This window comes from Syntrophomonas curvata, assembly GCF_052976825.1.
Genome location: NZ_CM129641.1, coordinates 358,789 through 375,141 on the forward strand (window position 1 = coordinate 358,789; position 16,353 = coordinate 375,141).

The 16,353-nt window shown below is 44.0% G+C and carries 14 protein-coding genes and 1 other RNA gene; 7 read left to right on the top strand and 8 right to left on the bottom strand.

Translation table 11 applies throughout. The features are described from left to right. The first annotated feature begins 21 nt into the window (after positions 1 to 21). The 5 genes from ACU70B_RS01720 (at position 22) to ssrA (ending at position 4,845) form a co-directional block, all read left to right on the top strand. A complete protein-coding gene (locus ACU70B_RS01720; protein WP_447184640.1) occupies positions 22 to 774 on the top strand; it encodes an alpha/beta hydrolase in 753 nt (250 codons plus the stop codon). Positions 775 to 860: 86 nt separating this feature from the next. After that, positions 861 to 1,418 (top strand): HDIG domain-containing metalloprotein, encoded by a 558-nt coding sequence (locus ACU70B_RS01725; protein ID WP_447184641.1) that lies wholly within the window; start codon positions 861 to 863, stop codon positions 1,416 to 1,418. A gap of 63 nt (positions 1,419 to 1,481) precedes the next feature. After that, on the top strand, positions 1,482 to 3,590 hold the full coding sequence (gene rnr, locus ACU70B_RS01730) for a ribonuclease R (RefSeq protein WP_447184642.1): 2,109 nt from the start codon (positions 1,482 to 1,484) through the stop codon (positions 3,588 to 3,590). A gap of 292 nt (positions 3,591 to 3,882) precedes the next feature. After that, positions 3,883 to 4,356: an SsrA-binding protein SmpB gene (gene smpB / locus ACU70B_RS01735; protein WP_447184643.1), complete on the top strand. Its 474-nt coding sequence runs from the start codon at positions 3,883 to 3,885 to the stop codon at positions 4,354 to 4,356. 137 nt (positions 4,357 to 4,493) lie between these two features. Then, positions 4,494 to 4,845: a transfer-messenger RNA gene (gene ssrA, locus ACU70B_RS01740) on the top strand. Positions 4,846 to 5,102: 257 nt separating this feature from the next. On the opposite strand, the gene ACU70B_RS01745 is transcribed toward ssrA, so the two are convergent. The 8 genes from ACU70B_RS01745 to ACU70B_RS01780 all read right to left on the bottom strand — a co-directional run bounded on the left by ACU70B_RS01745 (position 5,103) and on the right by ACU70B_RS01780 (position 15,177). Further along, positions 5,103 to 6,431, bottom strand: a complete 1,329-nt coding sequence (locus ACU70B_RS01745) for a phospholipase D-like domain-containing protein (RefSeq protein WP_447184644.1) — start codon at positions 6,429 to 6,431, stop codon at positions 5,103 to 5,105. 147 nt (positions 6,432 to 6,578) lie between these two features. Next, on the bottom strand, positions 6,579 to 6,821 hold the full coding sequence (locus ACU70B_RS01750; RefSeq protein ID WP_447184645.1) for a hypothetical protein: 243 nt from the start codon (positions 6,819 to 6,821) through the stop codon (positions 6,579 to 6,581). A gap of 60 nt (positions 6,822 to 6,881) precedes the next feature. Next, positions 6,882 to 9,389 carry a DEAD/DEAH box helicase gene (locus ACU70B_RS01755; protein ID WP_447184646.1) on the bottom strand — a complete coding sequence of 836 codons (2,508 nt, stop codon included), beginning with the start codon at positions 9,387 to 9,389 and terminating at the stop codon, positions 6,882 to 6,884. Beyond that, positions 9,390 to 11,840, bottom strand: coding sequence for a site-specific DNA-methyltransferase (locus tag ACU70B_RS01760; RefSeq protein ID WP_447184647.1), 2,451 nt, complete (start codon positions 11,838 to 11,840; stop codon positions 9,390 to 9,392). A 3-nt stretch (positions 11,841 to 11,843) separates the two neighbouring features. Beyond that, the gene (locus ACU70B_RS01765) at positions 11,844 to 13,496 is read right to left on the bottom strand and encodes a DUF2326 domain-containing protein (protein WP_447184648.1); all 1,653 of its coding nucleotides are present in this window, start codon (positions 13,494 to 13,496) and stop codon (positions 11,844 to 11,846) included. Next, entirely contained in the window at positions 13,474 to 13,713 is a 240-nt protein-coding gene (locus ACU70B_RS01770) for an ABC-three component system middle component 7 (RefSeq protein ID WP_447184649.1), read from the bottom strand. Before ACU70B_RS01770 ends, ACU70B_RS01765 begins: the two co-directional genes overlap by 23 nt. Beyond that, positions 13,697 to 14,935, bottom strand: coding sequence for an ABC-three component system protein (locus tag ACU70B_RS01775; RefSeq protein WP_447184650.1), 1,239 nt, complete (start codon positions 14,933 to 14,935; stop codon positions 13,697 to 13,699). Before ACU70B_RS01775 ends, ACU70B_RS01770 begins: the two co-directional genes overlap by 17 nt. Positions 14,936 to 14,958: 23 nt before the next feature. After that, the gene (locus ACU70B_RS01780; protein ID WP_447184651.1) at positions 14,959 to 15,177 is read right to left on the bottom strand and encodes a helix-turn-helix domain-containing protein; all 219 of its coding nucleotides are present in this window, start codon (positions 15,175 to 15,177) and stop codon (positions 14,959 to 14,961) included. A gap of 274 nt (positions 15,178 to 15,451) precedes the next feature. Here ACU70B_RS01780 and ACU70B_RS01785 point away from each other — a divergent pair, with 274 nt between their 5' ends. After that, positions 15,452 to 15,601, top strand: coding sequence for a hypothetical protein (locus ACU70B_RS01785; protein WP_447184652.1), 150 nt, complete (start codon positions 15,452 to 15,454; stop codon positions 15,599 to 15,601). A gap of 162 nt (positions 15,602 to 15,763) precedes the next feature. Further along, positions 15,764 to 16,147: a sigma factor-like helix-turn-helix DNA-binding protein gene (locus tag ACU70B_RS01790; protein WP_447184653.1), complete on the top strand. Its 384-nt coding sequence runs from the start codon at positions 15,764 to 15,766 to the stop codon at positions 16,145 to 16,147. Positions 16,148 to 16,353: the final 206 nt, after the last annotated feature.

Below are 16,353 nucleotides of genomic sequence, written 5' to 3' on the forward strand. Positions count from 1 at the left end.
AGGCATTGACAGGAGGCAATCATGATATACATATATCCACAAGCGGAATCTTTTTTCTTAGGTGGCAGCCGGGAGACAGCTCTCCTATTTATTCATGGCTTCACTGCTTCACCTTCGGAATTATATCCCACCGCCCGCCTTATTCATGACCTGTGTGGCTGTACCCTCAGTGTCCCGCTTTTACCTGGTCATGGTTCTACTCCCCGTTTTCTCAACCAAACCAATTGGGAGCAATGGTATGCTGCGGTAGAGAAAGAGCTGGGCTTTTTAATGGAGAGTTATCTACGGGTTTTTGTTGGGGGTTTATCTATGGGGGCATTGCTTGCTCTGCATGCTGCCTGTCTTGTGCCCGGGCTGAAGGGGGCTATTGCCATAAATACCCCTATCTTTAACCATTCCCCGGTGTTGACTGCAGCCAGCCCCTTAATAAGATGTGTAAGGCCCTTCTATCCTAAAAAAGATCGCCTGCACCTGCGGGAATTGGAGGAACAGGGCAGATTTGCCTATGATGTCATTCCGGTCAAGGCTTTTCAGAGTGTTACCAAACTGCGGAATTTAGTAGTGCAGGAGATCAATGAAGTAAAACTGCCGCTTCTGCTCGTTCAGTCCCTGCGGGATGAATCCGTGCACCCCCGCAGCGGGTACTATCTGCAGGAGAAATTACCCGGGTCGGAGCTGTTGGAGCTCCCCGATTCCGACCACATAGCCACCATGGGCAGCGAAAAGGACAAACTGGCTAAAGCTATAGCAGAGTTTTTAATAACCACAGGTTAGCGCCGCCTATGAGGGCAACCTATGCTTACATAGTTCGAAATTGAGAACGCGGATTTATAAATTATTTGCAACAGAGGAGGCAAAAAATGTTGAGAGAAGAAGCAATGGCCTTGCTAAGGCATTATTTACACACGGAGAACTTGATTAACCATTGCCTGGCGGTGGAGGCGATTATGAGGGGACTGGCACGCAAGCTGGGGGAGGATGAAGAAACCTACGCTCTGGCGGGGTTACTGCATGATATAGACTATGAGTTTACTGTCGAAGATTTAGAAGCCCATTCCCTTAAAGGAGCCGAGATTCTGGAGGAACATGGGCTTCCTGCTGATATCGTTTATGCTGTCAAGGTGCATAATGAGGCTCATGGTCTGGAACGGAAGACCATGATGGATAAAGCCCTGTTCGCTGCCGATCCGGTCAGCGGCTTTATCACCGCCGCCGCCCTGGTACGCCCGGATAAAAGCCTGGCCGGGGTGGAACTTAAATCACTGAAAAAGCGTTTCAAGGAAAAGGCCTTTGCCCGGGGAGCGAGCCGGGAGAATATGGCCGTCTGTGCGGAATTGGGGCTGGAGCTGGAAGAGTTTTTGACTATCGCTTTGCAGAGTATGAAAACAATTGCTGCCGATATCGGTTTGCAGGGCTAAATAGCCGGCTTTAGTGGGAATAATATATAGAAGTAAAATTCCTGTGATATTTAAGGAGGATATATGATCAATAGTGATGGCATCCTGGAACACATGCGCCAGAAAAGTTACCGGCCTCTGAGTTATCATGAACTCAGGGATGTGTTCGGGGTAAGCGAAGAAGAAGAGAATAAATTTATGAGGGAATTGGGACACCTGGAAAAGGATGGCGAGATAGTAAGGACGCGCAAGAATAAGTACGGTCTCCCGGAGATGATGAACCTGGTAAGGGGGACGATCAGGCTAAACCAGCGGGGATACGGCATCCTGGTGCCTGACGATATTACCCGTCCGGAAGTTTTTGTGTACAGCGGTGCCCTGAACGGCGCCATGCATAGTGATAAAGTTATGGTAAGGCTCAATGCCAGCCAGAACGGGGGGCAGCGGCCCGAAGGCGAGGTAATCCGGGTAATCAAGCGAGCCAACCAGCAGTTGGTAGGCACTTATGAACGGGGCAGGAAGCGGGGGCAGGTAATACCGGACGATAATCGCCATTTTTATCCCATTTATATTCGTTCGGTTAGGAAAATGGCAGTTAAAGATGGAGATAAGGTACTGGTTAATATAATCTCCTGGCCCGACCGGGATCGGGCTCTGGAAGGGAAAATTGTAGAGGTGCTGGGACGTAAAGGGGAGCCGGGACTGGACTTGCAGGTGGTTATTAAAAAACATGGATTAAGAACCGACTTTCCTGAAGCGGTGCTGCAGGAGGCCGGGGAAGTGGCCCAGCCGGTTACGGCTGCGGAGATAAAAAAGCGCCGTGATTTAAGGGATTGGCGCATGGTTACCATTGACGGCGAAGATGCCAAAGACCTGGATGATGCCGTTTCCATCAGCCGGATTCCCGCGGGCTACCGTTTGGGGGTGCATATAGCTGATGTATCCCACTATGTAAGGGAGGACAGCCGCCTGGACAAGGAGGCTTTTGCCCGCGGTACCAGCGTTTATCTGATAAATAAAGTACTGCCCATGTTGCCGCCGGAGCTTTCCAATAACATATGCAGCCTTAATGCCAGCCGGGAGCGCCTGGCCATGAGCTGTATCATGGATATCGATCCTAATGGAGAGGTTTTAAACCATGATATCTGCAAGTCGGTTATCAATATCAGAGAGCGCATGACCTATACAGCCGTAAACCGCATCCTGGCTGATGATGACCCGGAAGAAAAGGCGCGCTACCAGGAACTGTTGGAAGATTTTTATCTGATGAAGGAACTGGCCGATATCTTGAGAGCCAGAAGAACCCGTCAGGGCAGTCTGGACTTTGATTTTCCCGAGTCCAAGGTAATAGTTGATGATAACAGCTTCCCGGTTGAAATCAGATGCCTGGAGCGGGGCCCGGGAGAAATGCTGATTGAGGACTTTATGATAAAGGCTAATGAAGTGGTGGCCGAGCATATGTACTCAAGGCAGATACCGATACTCTACCGGGTTCATGAAAAGCCGGATGAAGAGTCATTAGCCAAGCTTAACCTGGTTCTGGGTGGATTTGGACATAAGATTAAAGCCAAAAAAATTGAGCCTGTTATTTATCAAAAAATCCTGGAAGATATCAAGGGCAGGCCGGAAGAGCAGATGATTGCCATGCTGTTGCTGCGCTCCATGAAGCATGCCCGTTATACTCAGGAAGCCCTGGGGCATTTCGGCCTGGCCTCCAAATACTACTGTCATTTTACCAGTCCCATCCGCCGCTACCCCGATTTGGTAGTGCACCGGGCTTTGACTGCTCTGCTGGACGGTAATATGAATGCCAAAAAACGGGCTGCTTTGGAAAAGAAGATGGCTAAATACGGTGAGCAGTCTACGCAGCAGGAAATAAGGGCGGAAGAAGCGGAAAGGGAACTGGTTGATATCAAGAAAGCCCAGTATATGCAACAGTTCATAGGAGAGGAATTTGCAGCCCGCATTTCTTCCATTCTGTCATTTGGTTTCTTTGTTGAACTGGATAATACGGTGGAAGGACTGGTACACATATCCAGCATCACCGATGATTACTACGAGTTCAATGACCGCAACTACACCCTGGCAGGACGCCATAGCGGCCGCAAATTTGCCATCGGTGACCAGGTCCGGGTGCAGCTGGTACGGGTAGATGTGGATGAGGCCAAAATCGACTTTGAATTACTTGACTAAAGTTGCCGGGAGGTCGGGGTTGCTGATCATATCGGTGAGGGTCAGACAGTAAGGACAGTTCCTATTCGTACCTTAAAGTTAGCGATATACAGGATACTTGACCATTAACCAGGCGTAAGGTATACTTTAGAGGCAGATATAGAAGCAAAAACCCTGGCCTTGAAAAACCGAGGCGAGGGTTATTTTAACCGCATCAGACAACTATTTTCAAAGGCGGAAAGATATGAAACAAGGCTATTTGCCTTAAGTCAACGGCTCGGCTCAAGCCGAGTTTTCTAATCGGGGTGCTGAAATGGGTAAACAAAAGGGCATAAAACCGGTGGTTGATAACCGCAAGGCCCGGCACAACTACCATGTAAAAGAAAGCTTTGAAGCCGGACTGGTGCTGGTGGGCACCGAGGTCAAGTCCCTGCGCATGGGCAAGGGCAACCTGCAGGACGCCTATGCCACGGTTAAAGGCGGGGAGGTCTGGGTGAATAATTTTCACATCAGTCCTTATGACAAAGGCAACCGCTTCAACCATGACCCTTTGCGGCCCAAAAAGCTATTGCTGAACCGCCGGGAAATAAATCACCTGCTGGGGATGCAGAAGGAAAAAGGGTGCACCCTGATACCGCTGAAGATTTACTTTAAAAACGGCCGGGCTAAGATGGAGATAGCTGTTGCGGTAGGCAAGAAACTCTACGACAAGCGTGAAGACATCGCCTCCCGGGATGCCAAACGCGATATTGACCGGGCAGTAAAAGAACGCAGCCGCATGAATTGAGTCAAGGGACGGTTCCTCTGGCTCACTTCTTGACAAAAGCGTACTGCGATATTATTATGACTGGTGCGGTTGTAATTAAATAATTAAATAGCTCATTTATTCTCTATTAGCATAACCGGCAGTTACCATAAATATATGGGGGCGTACTGGTTTCGACGGGGGATAAGATGGGTCGAGCAGCGAGCCGAGTTGTCGCCAGCTCGATAAAAAGGCGAAAAACTTAAAGTAACTGCAGAAGATAACTTCGCACTAGCCGCTTAAGCGGCTCGTCCGGCCAGGTTTCCTAACGGCCTGGTGCAGGGCGTCACTTAGTTAGGGTACCCTGAAGCCTTCCTCCTCGAGGGGCTTCAAGGGGAAACTAATCGGGGATAGCCGAAGGAAGCCTGTTCGTGGGCGTCCGGTTGGCGAAACTCAAAACACGGACTGCGCTCGGAGAGACTGGACTGGTCTTGCTTTCGGACGGGGGTTCGACTCCCCCCGCCTCCACCAGATTATCTACCATCTATTGATAAAATAAATTTTATCGGTGGGTGGTTTTTATATTGCTTGAAAAGCTGGTATTTAAGCCGTTCCTGTGGTTTTAGCGGGGCGGCTTTTATCTATTTGTAGGGGATCATTTTCACTATTTACAGGATTTTAACTCCTGCATTTTCGAAGAGTTATCTGGATAATCGTTGAAAGATAGCAAGGGTGTGCATCGCCAACGGGTAATCGTTGAAAGATTGGTTAATCGTTAAAAGATACTATTATCTACTTTTAAGCGGAGGTCTCCATACCATAATATTGTAAAGTGGCAGTAAAATCTTCATTATCCTTAGAATCTCCCTACAGATAGAATCTTTAGTTTGAAGTACAACATCGTCAGGTTGATAATATTTTCGCAAATATGACTCACGCCCATCACGGTCGTTTTCTTTAAAAAAGTCGTAAAATGCTGTAGGCTCTTCTTTGTCAACTTCAAAAACGAAAGGATCTTCGTTATCGTTATCCCAAATGATCCATTCCATTCCATGGCCTTTTAATTTCCTAAGTTCGGATTCTATTTTTGGTTTTAGTCCTCCTAAATGTTGATGCAGATAAGCACGGTCAACGGCTCCGTGCCTTACGGCTAAAAAGAGATTTATTTCGAACCCGTCACTACCGATGCTATACTGCAAACAACCGTGTTTTTGGAATCCGTATATATCTTCATCTTTGCTTTTACCCATATTCAGTACTTCAACTTCCGGTGGTGTCTTTCCATAGCGAACACCTAACCAGCCTACTGAATACTGATTAATGGGATGAGGGATAATCAGGGAAGTGATGTTCTCTTTTCTCTTATGATGGGCTATGCCCAGCTTCTTAACGCTCGGATATATCTTTTGGTGGATATCGAGCATTTTACTCTGAACTCGCTCGCGTTTTACTTTAATGTCCGCGCCGTTCTTCTTTCGGTTTCTAAAGAAGAAGGTTTCATAATCACTATAGTCAAAGAAATAATCATCAATATCATAATCATCCGGTAAGAAAGCATCGTTCTGATGAGTAAAGCCTGTCAGGGTCATTGTTAGCTTTTTCTGAGTACGATGCAGTTCCGATATTTTCTTCTGATTGTCTTCATAATACTTAATAATCTCATCGTTTATTTCTTTAGAGATAAAGTCACAGAAACTGAAAAAGGAATTGAACGACTTTAATTCATCCGGCGTTGGACAGCCAATATAATCAAACTCAATGTTACTCGCCATACCTCCCTCTGTAAAATTGGATGATCCATAGATTATTTTGTCTGGTTTCCCCACGAGAAGATATACTTTGGCGTGAAAGTTGTAATCGAAGATTATTTTCGTAACACACAGGCTAGAAAGCAGTTTAAGGATTTCGTGAGGTTTGTCAGCCGAAAATTGTGCCGAAAGATACAACGTGATGTCATCCTTTTGCAGCAAATATGTGTCCTTTATCTGTTGCAATATTCGGACACCCTCTCGGGACAAAAAGGCAGAAGCTATTACGGCTTTGCTCACTGATTTACACGAAAGCAATTCAGACTCTAAAGTTGTACCAGATTCTGTTTTCTGTTTCCAATAAAACATATTAAGATCCTCGTTTTACGGATATGTTCAGCTATTACCGTTTTTTTGCTTGTAAAATCACAGTTCGAGTCTCAAACCCGGCTTATGTTTACTAGCACCTTTGAAACAGAGTATGAAAATATTAACTCAGAACAATATAGAATATAACTATTTTTTCAAATAAGTATTAAACATATTTTGCAAATATTTTTCCGGGTTAGGCATAGGGTGCCCTTTACGTTTAGTGTCTCTTTTCTCATGTTCGTTGTACCGAGCGATAATACGCTGCCAATCTTTTGGGAACATTTCTTTAAATTTTGTTTTAAATTCTTCAAGACTGCTTTTATCAGTCATAACATCAAAAATAGCCTTAATTTTTTCTTCCTTTTTAGGAACAATACTTTGAGCCATGAAACGTGCCCTCCTTTTAATACCCAATGACACAAAATCACTATTTCTATTAAGAATTTCTCAATCCTCACGGATAGCGTCAGAATCAAAAATTCTATCAAGCTCCTCGTTTGACGTTATACCGCGAACCTTATTCCTGACCGTTGTTTTTCCCATATCCAATCGATAGAAATGTTCGTGACCATCTACACCTTTTTTTAGACGGATGAGCTGAATTCTGCCAAATTTATCCCAGTGTTTCTCGGCAAATTTCGCCAAGCCTACAGCCTTGGGGTAATTATCCTTACGACTGGGGTCATGTGGTTCCAGAATATCGAAAACGTAACCCTGTGCATCTGCTCTAACAACCACTAAATCCGGGAACATAGAAGTGGTAATACCGCTAACTTCATATGGTATTTCAAGTGACCACTTTTTACGGTCGAGATTACGTAACCAGCAGACGGCACCGTTTTTAAGTTCTTCTTTAATAACTCCGCTCTCCCACCGGTTTAGTGATGTTTGGAATGTGTCATCCTTAGAACAATAGAGGTGCTGTTCAAACTTAATGCTATCATCCGGCACAGAAAAATCGATTGAATCGGGTAATACCCATGGCACAGCTATCGGTTGCGCAGAAGCATTGATTAACCTTTCATAAACATTCTTTCGTGCCTCGTTTAATCTTGCAATGGAGCGCTTATTGCTTTCGTAGAGATTAATGAATTTTTCCTCTGCAAAGGCTTCTATTCGTTCCATTGCGTCCGTATCGTTTGTAAGAACGATAATCTCCTTTTTTATATCGATATGGTCACGGCTACTGTGCCGAATCCAATATTCTTTGTGCAGGCCTTCGCCCAACAGCTTTCCGGCCTGTTCAAAATGTCGTGAAATATCGAAATCCGATACTGTCATGGTTTGTGTTGCTTCGTCAAAGGAATAGGCATTGACTCCGTACTCAAATATCAGTGTACCCAGAGCAAATCCGGTGATTGCAGCAGCTCGGCTGTCAAATTCTCCGCTTTCTTTTATCCGCGCAATTTCCTCATCCATTTTTGATAAAACTGCATGTTTAACTGTTTTCTGCGCTCCCAAATCAATGCCGTCCATCGTCAGTGCGCGGGAAAGCTGTATTAGTAACTTAAGCGGTGCCTGTTTGCGGGATGAATCTACCCGGTAAGTGACGAGGTTATCCATTGCATCAAACACATCGGCATAGGCAAGGTTGCGACCAAGTGTAACAAGTTCTTTGTTAGTACCTGTTTCGGCGGGCATAGCCGACTCACTATCGCGTAGAGCATTAACCACATTTTTCACTGTATCTTCGTCAAAGTACGGAAGAAAAAGACTGACGCTATTAAGTTCAGCATCGGAGGCAATTCTTCTCGCTAAAGGAGTGCGAATCATACGTCCCAAAAGCTGCGCAATATAAGTATAGTCCTGTGCACTGCGGAACGACATCATCGTTTCAGCACGGGGACAGTCCCAGCCTGTGGAAAGGTTCATTTTGAAGAATACTACCTTCACATTTTCTTCGTCTTCAATTCGAGAGGCCTCAATTTGCTGAATTTCGACGTCACGCACTTTAATCGTGCCACGGTCATTAAAGGTATGCACCACTTCACCAGGCAGTAATTTGCGCCCCAGTGATTCCTCAAGTAAATCAATACAAGCCCCAATATCAGTATGGGTTACTTCGCGTTCGTTGCCATCTTCGACTTGAACAACGAGAATAGGATTTACCATTTTCTCGTTTTCGCGTTCACAGTAAGCTTTCCAGTGAGAGCACTTTTTAAGCCAATTTTCTACTGCACCCTTGAACATGGTCATTTCGGCACTCAGTTGAATATCCGGGAAATGAATGATGATTCTGTCCTTTAAAAGTCCGGAATCACGCACATGCTCAGGCGGAACGATGACTTTCTGAACTGTCGATGTAGTTCCAGCAATTAAATTATCAAATCTCTGAGGGGTCGCAGTTACGCCGATAACAAGAGGCATAATGCAGAGCCCGTCGTCCTTGCTGCCTTTAATGAATTTCTGCATGATGGACTGCGCCTTGTTCTCCGCTTGAACGGATGTATAGGTGCCTCTATGCGCTTCATCAATCACCACATAAAACTGCTTTGGATTACGTTTGGCAGTGTTAGTAAGTGTTTCCCAAATTGAATACTGCCGTGTATCGGACTTTGCCGTCAATAGTTTGTCGGAACCTAGTTTTTGTGTGTTCAGAAAATAGATGCGGCCGCCTTCAAGATACTCGGCGCTAAAGTTTGCATCAATAGTAACTAAATCCCGCACACGGATTTTATCAGACTTGCTTTCAATTTTAAGTCGCGTTTGCTCATTAAGTTCCGGTGAATCGGAAAGCCAAACAAACACTGACTCCGGCTCGCCAATGTTATCTGCACTCCCAAACAGAATTTCTTCAAAGAGTGTGGTCATGATGATTGTTTTTCCCGAACCTGTAGGTGCAGAAAAGGAAATTACTTGTGGGTCACGTTCGCTCCACATCAAGTGTGCTTTATTTATCTTTTCATGCAATTCAGCAAGAGCTGTTTCCTGAAACGGAAATAATGTATCTCTCATTTATGAATCCCTCCTGCTCCCCAACACAAAGTTATCGATGTAATCGCGGTATAGTTGGTAGGTGTTATTTACTTTTATCCCAGCGGTCATTTCACGGAAAGCGTCCTCGGAGTTTGTTACGAAATAGACCACCCTGATTTTATCTTCTTCCGAGAGCTTTTCGGCAAACTCGGCAAACTTTGTTTCATCAACCAGAACAGCAAAGCCGTTCTGTGGAAGAATTAACATTTCTGGTTCTTCATCGCTGCTCAGTTCCGGTCGCTGACCAAGTGCCCCAGATTTCAGCCACAGCAGTGGTAGTATTTCATGAAACTGCTGTCCCAGCGACACGCTGTTTTTATCCAAAAAACCAAGTTTGAAATATTCGACATTGGCAGGAAAGCCATCACCCATGGGGCGTTTCACTTGTGTTGTCTCGTTAATGGGACCAAGCAAATCAGTAACCAGTGCTTTTATTTCTTTGAATCTCGCCGTCTCTTTGACCAATATGTAAAAGTCTGTGATGTGGTCTTGATCTTCCAACGCTTCCAGCCATTCATCAACAGCGTTTACATCAAATAAAACCGACGCTGAATGTTTATCCGAAACAATAAATTTACTGCCCGCTTTTACCAACGTTTGCGGCAGTTGTGCCTTTCCATCCTTGCCACGAAGCAAGGAAACAAGCTGCTTTTTAGCACTGGTTGTTAGTTCTGTGGGGTTCTCTACAAAGCCAAGCTGATAGAATGAACGATCAACTTCCTTTGTTACGGTCTGGTTCGTAAAGTACTCTCCCGTTAGAACCGTACCATCGTCACGTTTGCCAAGAATGCTATATTTTGTCCTCGGCCAAGTTACCGCGCGGCAAATTCCATGTTTTTCCCATTCGAGGTCACCTGGTTGATAGCCGTCTCTTTGTAAGTCCCGTGCCTCGTCAACTGAAACCTCATTATTAGTGACCAATATGCACCGTCTGTGGCCACTATCCTCAGCGTTCAACAGATTCACGGCGTGGAGAGTTGTACCACTTCCGGCGAAGAAATCAACGATAAGGGCATTTTTATTATTTCGAACCACTGCCATAATTGCATCTTTAGTAGAATAAAGTGATTTAGGGAAAGAAAATGCTCTTGACTGACCAATAATACTTGAAACCAAATCGGATCCATAAGCTCCAGCGTCATGCAAACTCCTGTGCCATACAGTTTTAATTGCCCTATTATTACCGTCAGTATATTCAATAGATACAACCCCAGTTTTGGGATCCCTATCTACTATTCTAATACGTCCATCGTCTATCATCTTCTGATTAGGTAGGCTAATATATGAAATTCCCCATGTTTTACGTTTTGAATCATATTTTCCAAGAGAAACGTACCCTTTATTAATTAATGTTCGAAGAGTCTCATATCCAACCCCCCAATTACCTAGCGAGCCATCTGTTCTTATAGGCCACGCAACATCATAGCCATCAATTTTCAAATCGAAATTTGGATATTCTTCAAAAGGTAAAGTTTCACCAGTACCAACAACTTTGCCTAGTTTAGTATCAATTAAAACCGGGTAGAACATTTTTTTTCTATCTTCACGCCGTGCATTTGTTCCAGAACGTAAGAGTCCTTTCCAACGTGGTTTTCTGTTTGAAACAGGTGGGTTAAGCAGATTATCATCACTGGGATCAACAAATGCGTTAGGAGCAAAGCAATACACTATATATTCCTCTACCCGCGAAAAGCGTCCCTGAGTAACCCCTTTCGGGTTTATCACAGCGGTTACCATTTGGATATAATACTCTGGAAATAGCTGTTCTAACAGAATTCGAAGGTGATGCACCTCGTGTTCGTCAATGGTGACGATGAGAACACCTGTGTCTGGATTTAAAATCCTCTTCGCAATCCTCAGCCGCTTCTGCATCATCGACAGCCACTTGCTGTGCCGCCAGCTATCAGAGGAATCCACATAGTCGTTGTTGTATTTCCAATCTTTTGCCCCTGTGTTGTATGGCGGGTCAATGTAGATGCAATCTACCTGCTTGGGGTATAGGTATTCCAGCAACTGGAGAGCGTGGTAGTTGTCTGCTTCAATGAGTGTGTGCCACAGGTTACTATCAGGCGCATTCTCTATAGAATCAATCGGTTGGAGCATAGGAAAAATCGGCTCGCCAAATTGGGCGACCGAAACAAGCTCCGTAAGTGGGATGGTTACAGTGCCGCCTGTTGCCTTGTTACGGCAAAGGGCGATATCGGCATTTAATTTCACCACTGTATAAACATCATTGATGTGTCCTGTTTTTCGTGCAACAGTCGAGCCAAGTTTGACAGCAACATCATAAAGCGGAGTACATTCAGGGATGTGTTCCTCGAAAACTAGTCCAAATTTTTTATTCTTAGATAGGCGAGCAACTTCCTGTTCCAAGCGAATACGTAAAGACGTATCAGGAATTTGCTTTATTAAATCATTGATTGCAGCCATATTTTAGATCCTCCCATTAATATCATTCGTTTCGTGCTTACTCCACGAACGACCAAAAAGCTCATTTCCATCCGACAACCGCAAAATCGTTGTAGCTTCTAAAATCTTGTGTGCCTTTGTGGTTGTAGAATCAGCCTTGTCAAACGCAATAAAGATCTGTCGTCCACTGGCCTGATAACGTTCCAATATGTGTTCTAGGTGTATATCCTCAATGCGTTTGAGAATATTAGAATCATGAATGAGTACAGGGATTGGTCGTAACTCAAGCACACTTAAATCGTAAACCACCAGGCTCTTAAACGCAGTACCCTCACTGGTGTTTCCAGGAGTCTCGAAGGTAATTTCCTTTTGGGGAGTAATCTGCAGAATGGGTGCTATTTCTTGGTGTTCAGTCACTACACCATTTATCGTTGCCATACGTAGGTTGATGTTGTCCTGTATTTCTTCCAGCTTCTCGGTTTGTTGTAGCAATAGTCTTTCTAGCTTGTGCTCTGCTTCGGCGCGGATTTCCTGCAATTGTTTCTGGTGGATCAACTCGGCTGTTTCCTCTTCTAGTCTATCAATGCTTTTTGACACGTTGACACATTGGGAGAGCACTCGTTCCGACATCTCCTTTGCCAAGCCGGATTCCTCTATCTTTTGATGTAGACGTTTGATTTCTTTATCGCAATGATCAATGAGCGGTTGCAAACGTGCTATTTCCTGAGCCATTTCTTCGCCCAGAATTTCTCTTATTCTCTTATGAAAGTGCTCAATTTCCTCGAAGGCTTTTATATCAGTATTTGGGAAAAAATGCACCAGGGAATCAAATTCACTGGCGGTTTCAGGATTAGTGTCAGCGATGTTACTCGAAATTGCATTAAGCTGAGACTGCAGACGATTGCGTTTGCGGATGAATTTATTCAACTCTTTTTGAGTTGCTTTTATCCGTTCAAATGTCTGTGTATCAAACCCAAACAGCGCTAATTGGGCCTCTTCACTATTTTTCATTAGCTTCTGGAGCCTTTTTTTCAGTGACTCTATAGTCTTCTGATTCATTTCAATTTTTGCGGTGTCAACCTGCTGACGCTTACGCGATTTAAGCTGCGAGAATTTGACACCAAGTTCTTCCTCCATGTTCTTAATGGCAGAAAGAATATTGTAGTGACCAAATAGTTTCATCAGAAAATCAACTGCTTTTTCATCCTGTTCACGAGGCTTTACGAGCAGGGGGTACTTTTCCAGTGTATTTTCCCGGCCATAAATACGAAAAAACCGCTCTGTAATCTCCGAAAATGTAAGGGCTGGAAGTCCAACCTTGTATTCCTGAAAGAGAAAGCTCCGAAATTCATCAAGTGACAACTTTGTAATGAAATGGCCTTCTTTATCACAGCGATATACATTTTTAGGTTCATCGGTTCTCCGATAAAAGTAATGTGGCTGTTCTTCAAATTGAAAAGTGAAATAAATGGTATGAGGGCCGATCTCTTGTTTAATGTCATCAGAAAGGGTGTAGTAGCCTTCACCGCCGAATGCATAGTCGATAATCCACAGGAATGTTGATTTGCCGATGGCATTACTGCCGCCAGCACTACCTAAAACCGTATTAAGTCCTGAATTAAATTGGATGTTTTGATGCCCAGGTGCAAATTTATCACATCGAATTTCTGTCAACATAGCGTAGTACCCTCCCTTCCTCAATTAGTTCAATTTTCCCCAATGCAAACAAGCAGTTTAAAGCACTTAGAAAATCGCCCATATCCTTCTTTCCTGATGTGGTTAGTTCAAACAGCTCTTTAGGAGACATATCTCGCTGCGTCAACACTTCTAAGATATCTGGAAAACGAGCAATAACGCTGTTTGTATAAGATGTAACTTTATTCGGCAATCTCATCGAATACCTCACACCTTTGCACGAAGTAGGAGATTATGATTTCACAGGCTTCTTTGTATTTGCGGCCAGTCTTTTCAAACAATGTTTCAACGAGAAGATTATAAATGGCACTTTGGGAGGAAAGCGATTCGCTTGCATCTTCATACATCCGCTTAATACTTTTAGCAAACTTATCAACGTTTAGCTTGTTTTCTCCTGCCAATCGATCTAACGCATTATTAACGCCTTCATACAACTGCGTAACATCAAAAAGCACCCGCTCTTTCAACCGCTTTTCAGTGACTTTCTTTTCAACCTTGACAGGTTCTATTTTGAGACGTGTATCATCTGTAACATCCATTAAGTTTACTTCACGAAGCACATCTTCAATTTGATTTTGCAATGTATATAGTGACGTTGCATTCCTTGCCGCCGTAAGATTTTCTAAATAATGTTTGTCCGATAATAAAGCCAATTTATCGTCTTCTGAGGCATTTTGCATTTCGCGTTCACAGTCAACACATAGAATAACATCATCAGTTTCAGAAAGGTGAACGACTTTAGCGTAATTAACGTCGTTACCTTCTTTTTTTATGCCTAATGGTCTCCCGCATTTTTGACATTTGCCGCTTGTCTCTGTTAGTAAAACCAAAGCGCGAGTGTTAATCGCTATTTCATCGGCGATCCCCATTGAGAAATTGCTGTATGCCGTAAGAAAGTCTATGATCGTTTTTTGCGTTTCAAAGGACTGTATGTACTCACTGGTTATCTCTCTTATGCTTTCTTGACAGTTGCGGTTTTCTACATTGACCACCGTATATAGGAAAAGCCCGGCCAGAAAGTCTTCTAATACAAAAGCATTACGTCCTGCAATAGTTGCTTTTGTCATTCCGTTAACTCTTTCCACAATTGTATCAGGCTCGATTGTGTCATCAGAAGCGACAATATCCTTCAACGCAAGAACGATGTGGCTCCTTTTGTTGCTGTCCAGGAGAGATAGGATATTATGTTTGAAATAATCAGCAACAGTACGCAAGTCCACTGTTGGGGCATTTTCAGTCACGATAGGCGATAGATTTTTCTTACCACGAACCAAATCTGAAGTAGTGCCATCATCTTCACGAATATCATAATTTGGCGCAATAGAAAGCAAGATGGTGCCACACAACCGCTTTTGCGTAACGCTTTTTGCTTTACAAAGCGTTAAAACCGTTGCGTAAGAACCAAAGCACAGCTTTTTCATAAATTGCGCCCCCTTAATTAAATCTAAGAATTCGATGCATCATCATCGACATAGTCAACAATATCACCAATGTTCACATCAAGAGCCTTACAGATTCTGGCTAATACGTCCATGCTTACCGGCAAGTCCTTACTCATCTTTGCTATCGTAGTTGATGTCAGATTCGTCTTTGCCATCAAGTCTTTTTTCATCATCTTTTTATCAATTAATAGTTTCCAAAGCTTGTTATAACTAAATGCCATTTTATCGCCTCCAAGCATTCTGGACGCTCTCAAAATAAGTTGTTACCTAATTATAGCAAATAAATAAGCAAATAAAAAACATATATTTAAATATGTGAATTTAATCTTTGCAAATGCTTAGTTCAATTTTCTGCGATACAAACAAATGAAAATTTGCTGAGTAGTAGCGGAGTGATAGCGGAGCTGTAGCTGAGGACTCACCGTGCTTGAGCCAATAAAATCAATATAGACGGTCAGACAAGCCGTACTTTTCATGGAAAGGAGATGCGTCGAGATGCAAGACATTCGAAACGCTCGCGGCAAGCTGGTCTGTCGCCTGGATGAGAAAGCTGGCGTAGTAGAAATTGTCCACAAAGGCTGCAAGACGCTGATTTTTATTAAACCAGATGGAACAGCAGAAATCATAAATACAGAAGTAGCATAACCGCAAATACAAGTTAATAGCGAAAATCCGCAGAACCGCGAGACGGGCAGGATGACACCAACAATTGGTGTTGCCGCCCGTCTCGTTTTGTTTCTACGGATTTGAGACATCGGCTCCCTGCGGATTTTCAAGCCAACTTTTGAAAATCGCAGGAGGAAAAAGATGTTAATAAATTACAAAGATGCCGATGGCAAAATTATCGAATTGGAGGTTTCTGACGAAGTCGGTACCTTCTATCTCAGTTCAGTAGAAGAAGAAAAGAAAAATGAAAGACGGGAAACCCGCCGCCATACTTCCCTTGAGAGTTTCACCTATGAGGACAAGCGGTTCTTCGATGATGGAACGGACTTGCTTAACGACCTTATAGCTTCAGAAACTGTTAGCCGCGCTATGTCCCACCTGACCGAGCGACAGCAGTACCTTATCCGTAAAACCTGTCTGGAAGGTTGGAAATACACAGAACTTGCTGCACTGGAAGGCGTGGACGAGTCCGCTATACGCCACGCCGTAAACCGAGCAAAGAACAAACTCAAAAAAATGTTATAGTAACCGTCCGATTTATCTTCCGCAGGTGGCATAAGGCAGAAGGCACAAGAAATCAGCCTTCGGAAAGGCAAGGTGATCCGCATGAAGCACACGCTTAGAATTAGTGTTTCAAAGGAACCACAGGGCGGCGGAATAGTTGGCTGTCGCCATGTCACCGTGCGCGAGAGACTGCTGCGTCTCCTGCTGGGTGACAAGCAAAGGCTGAC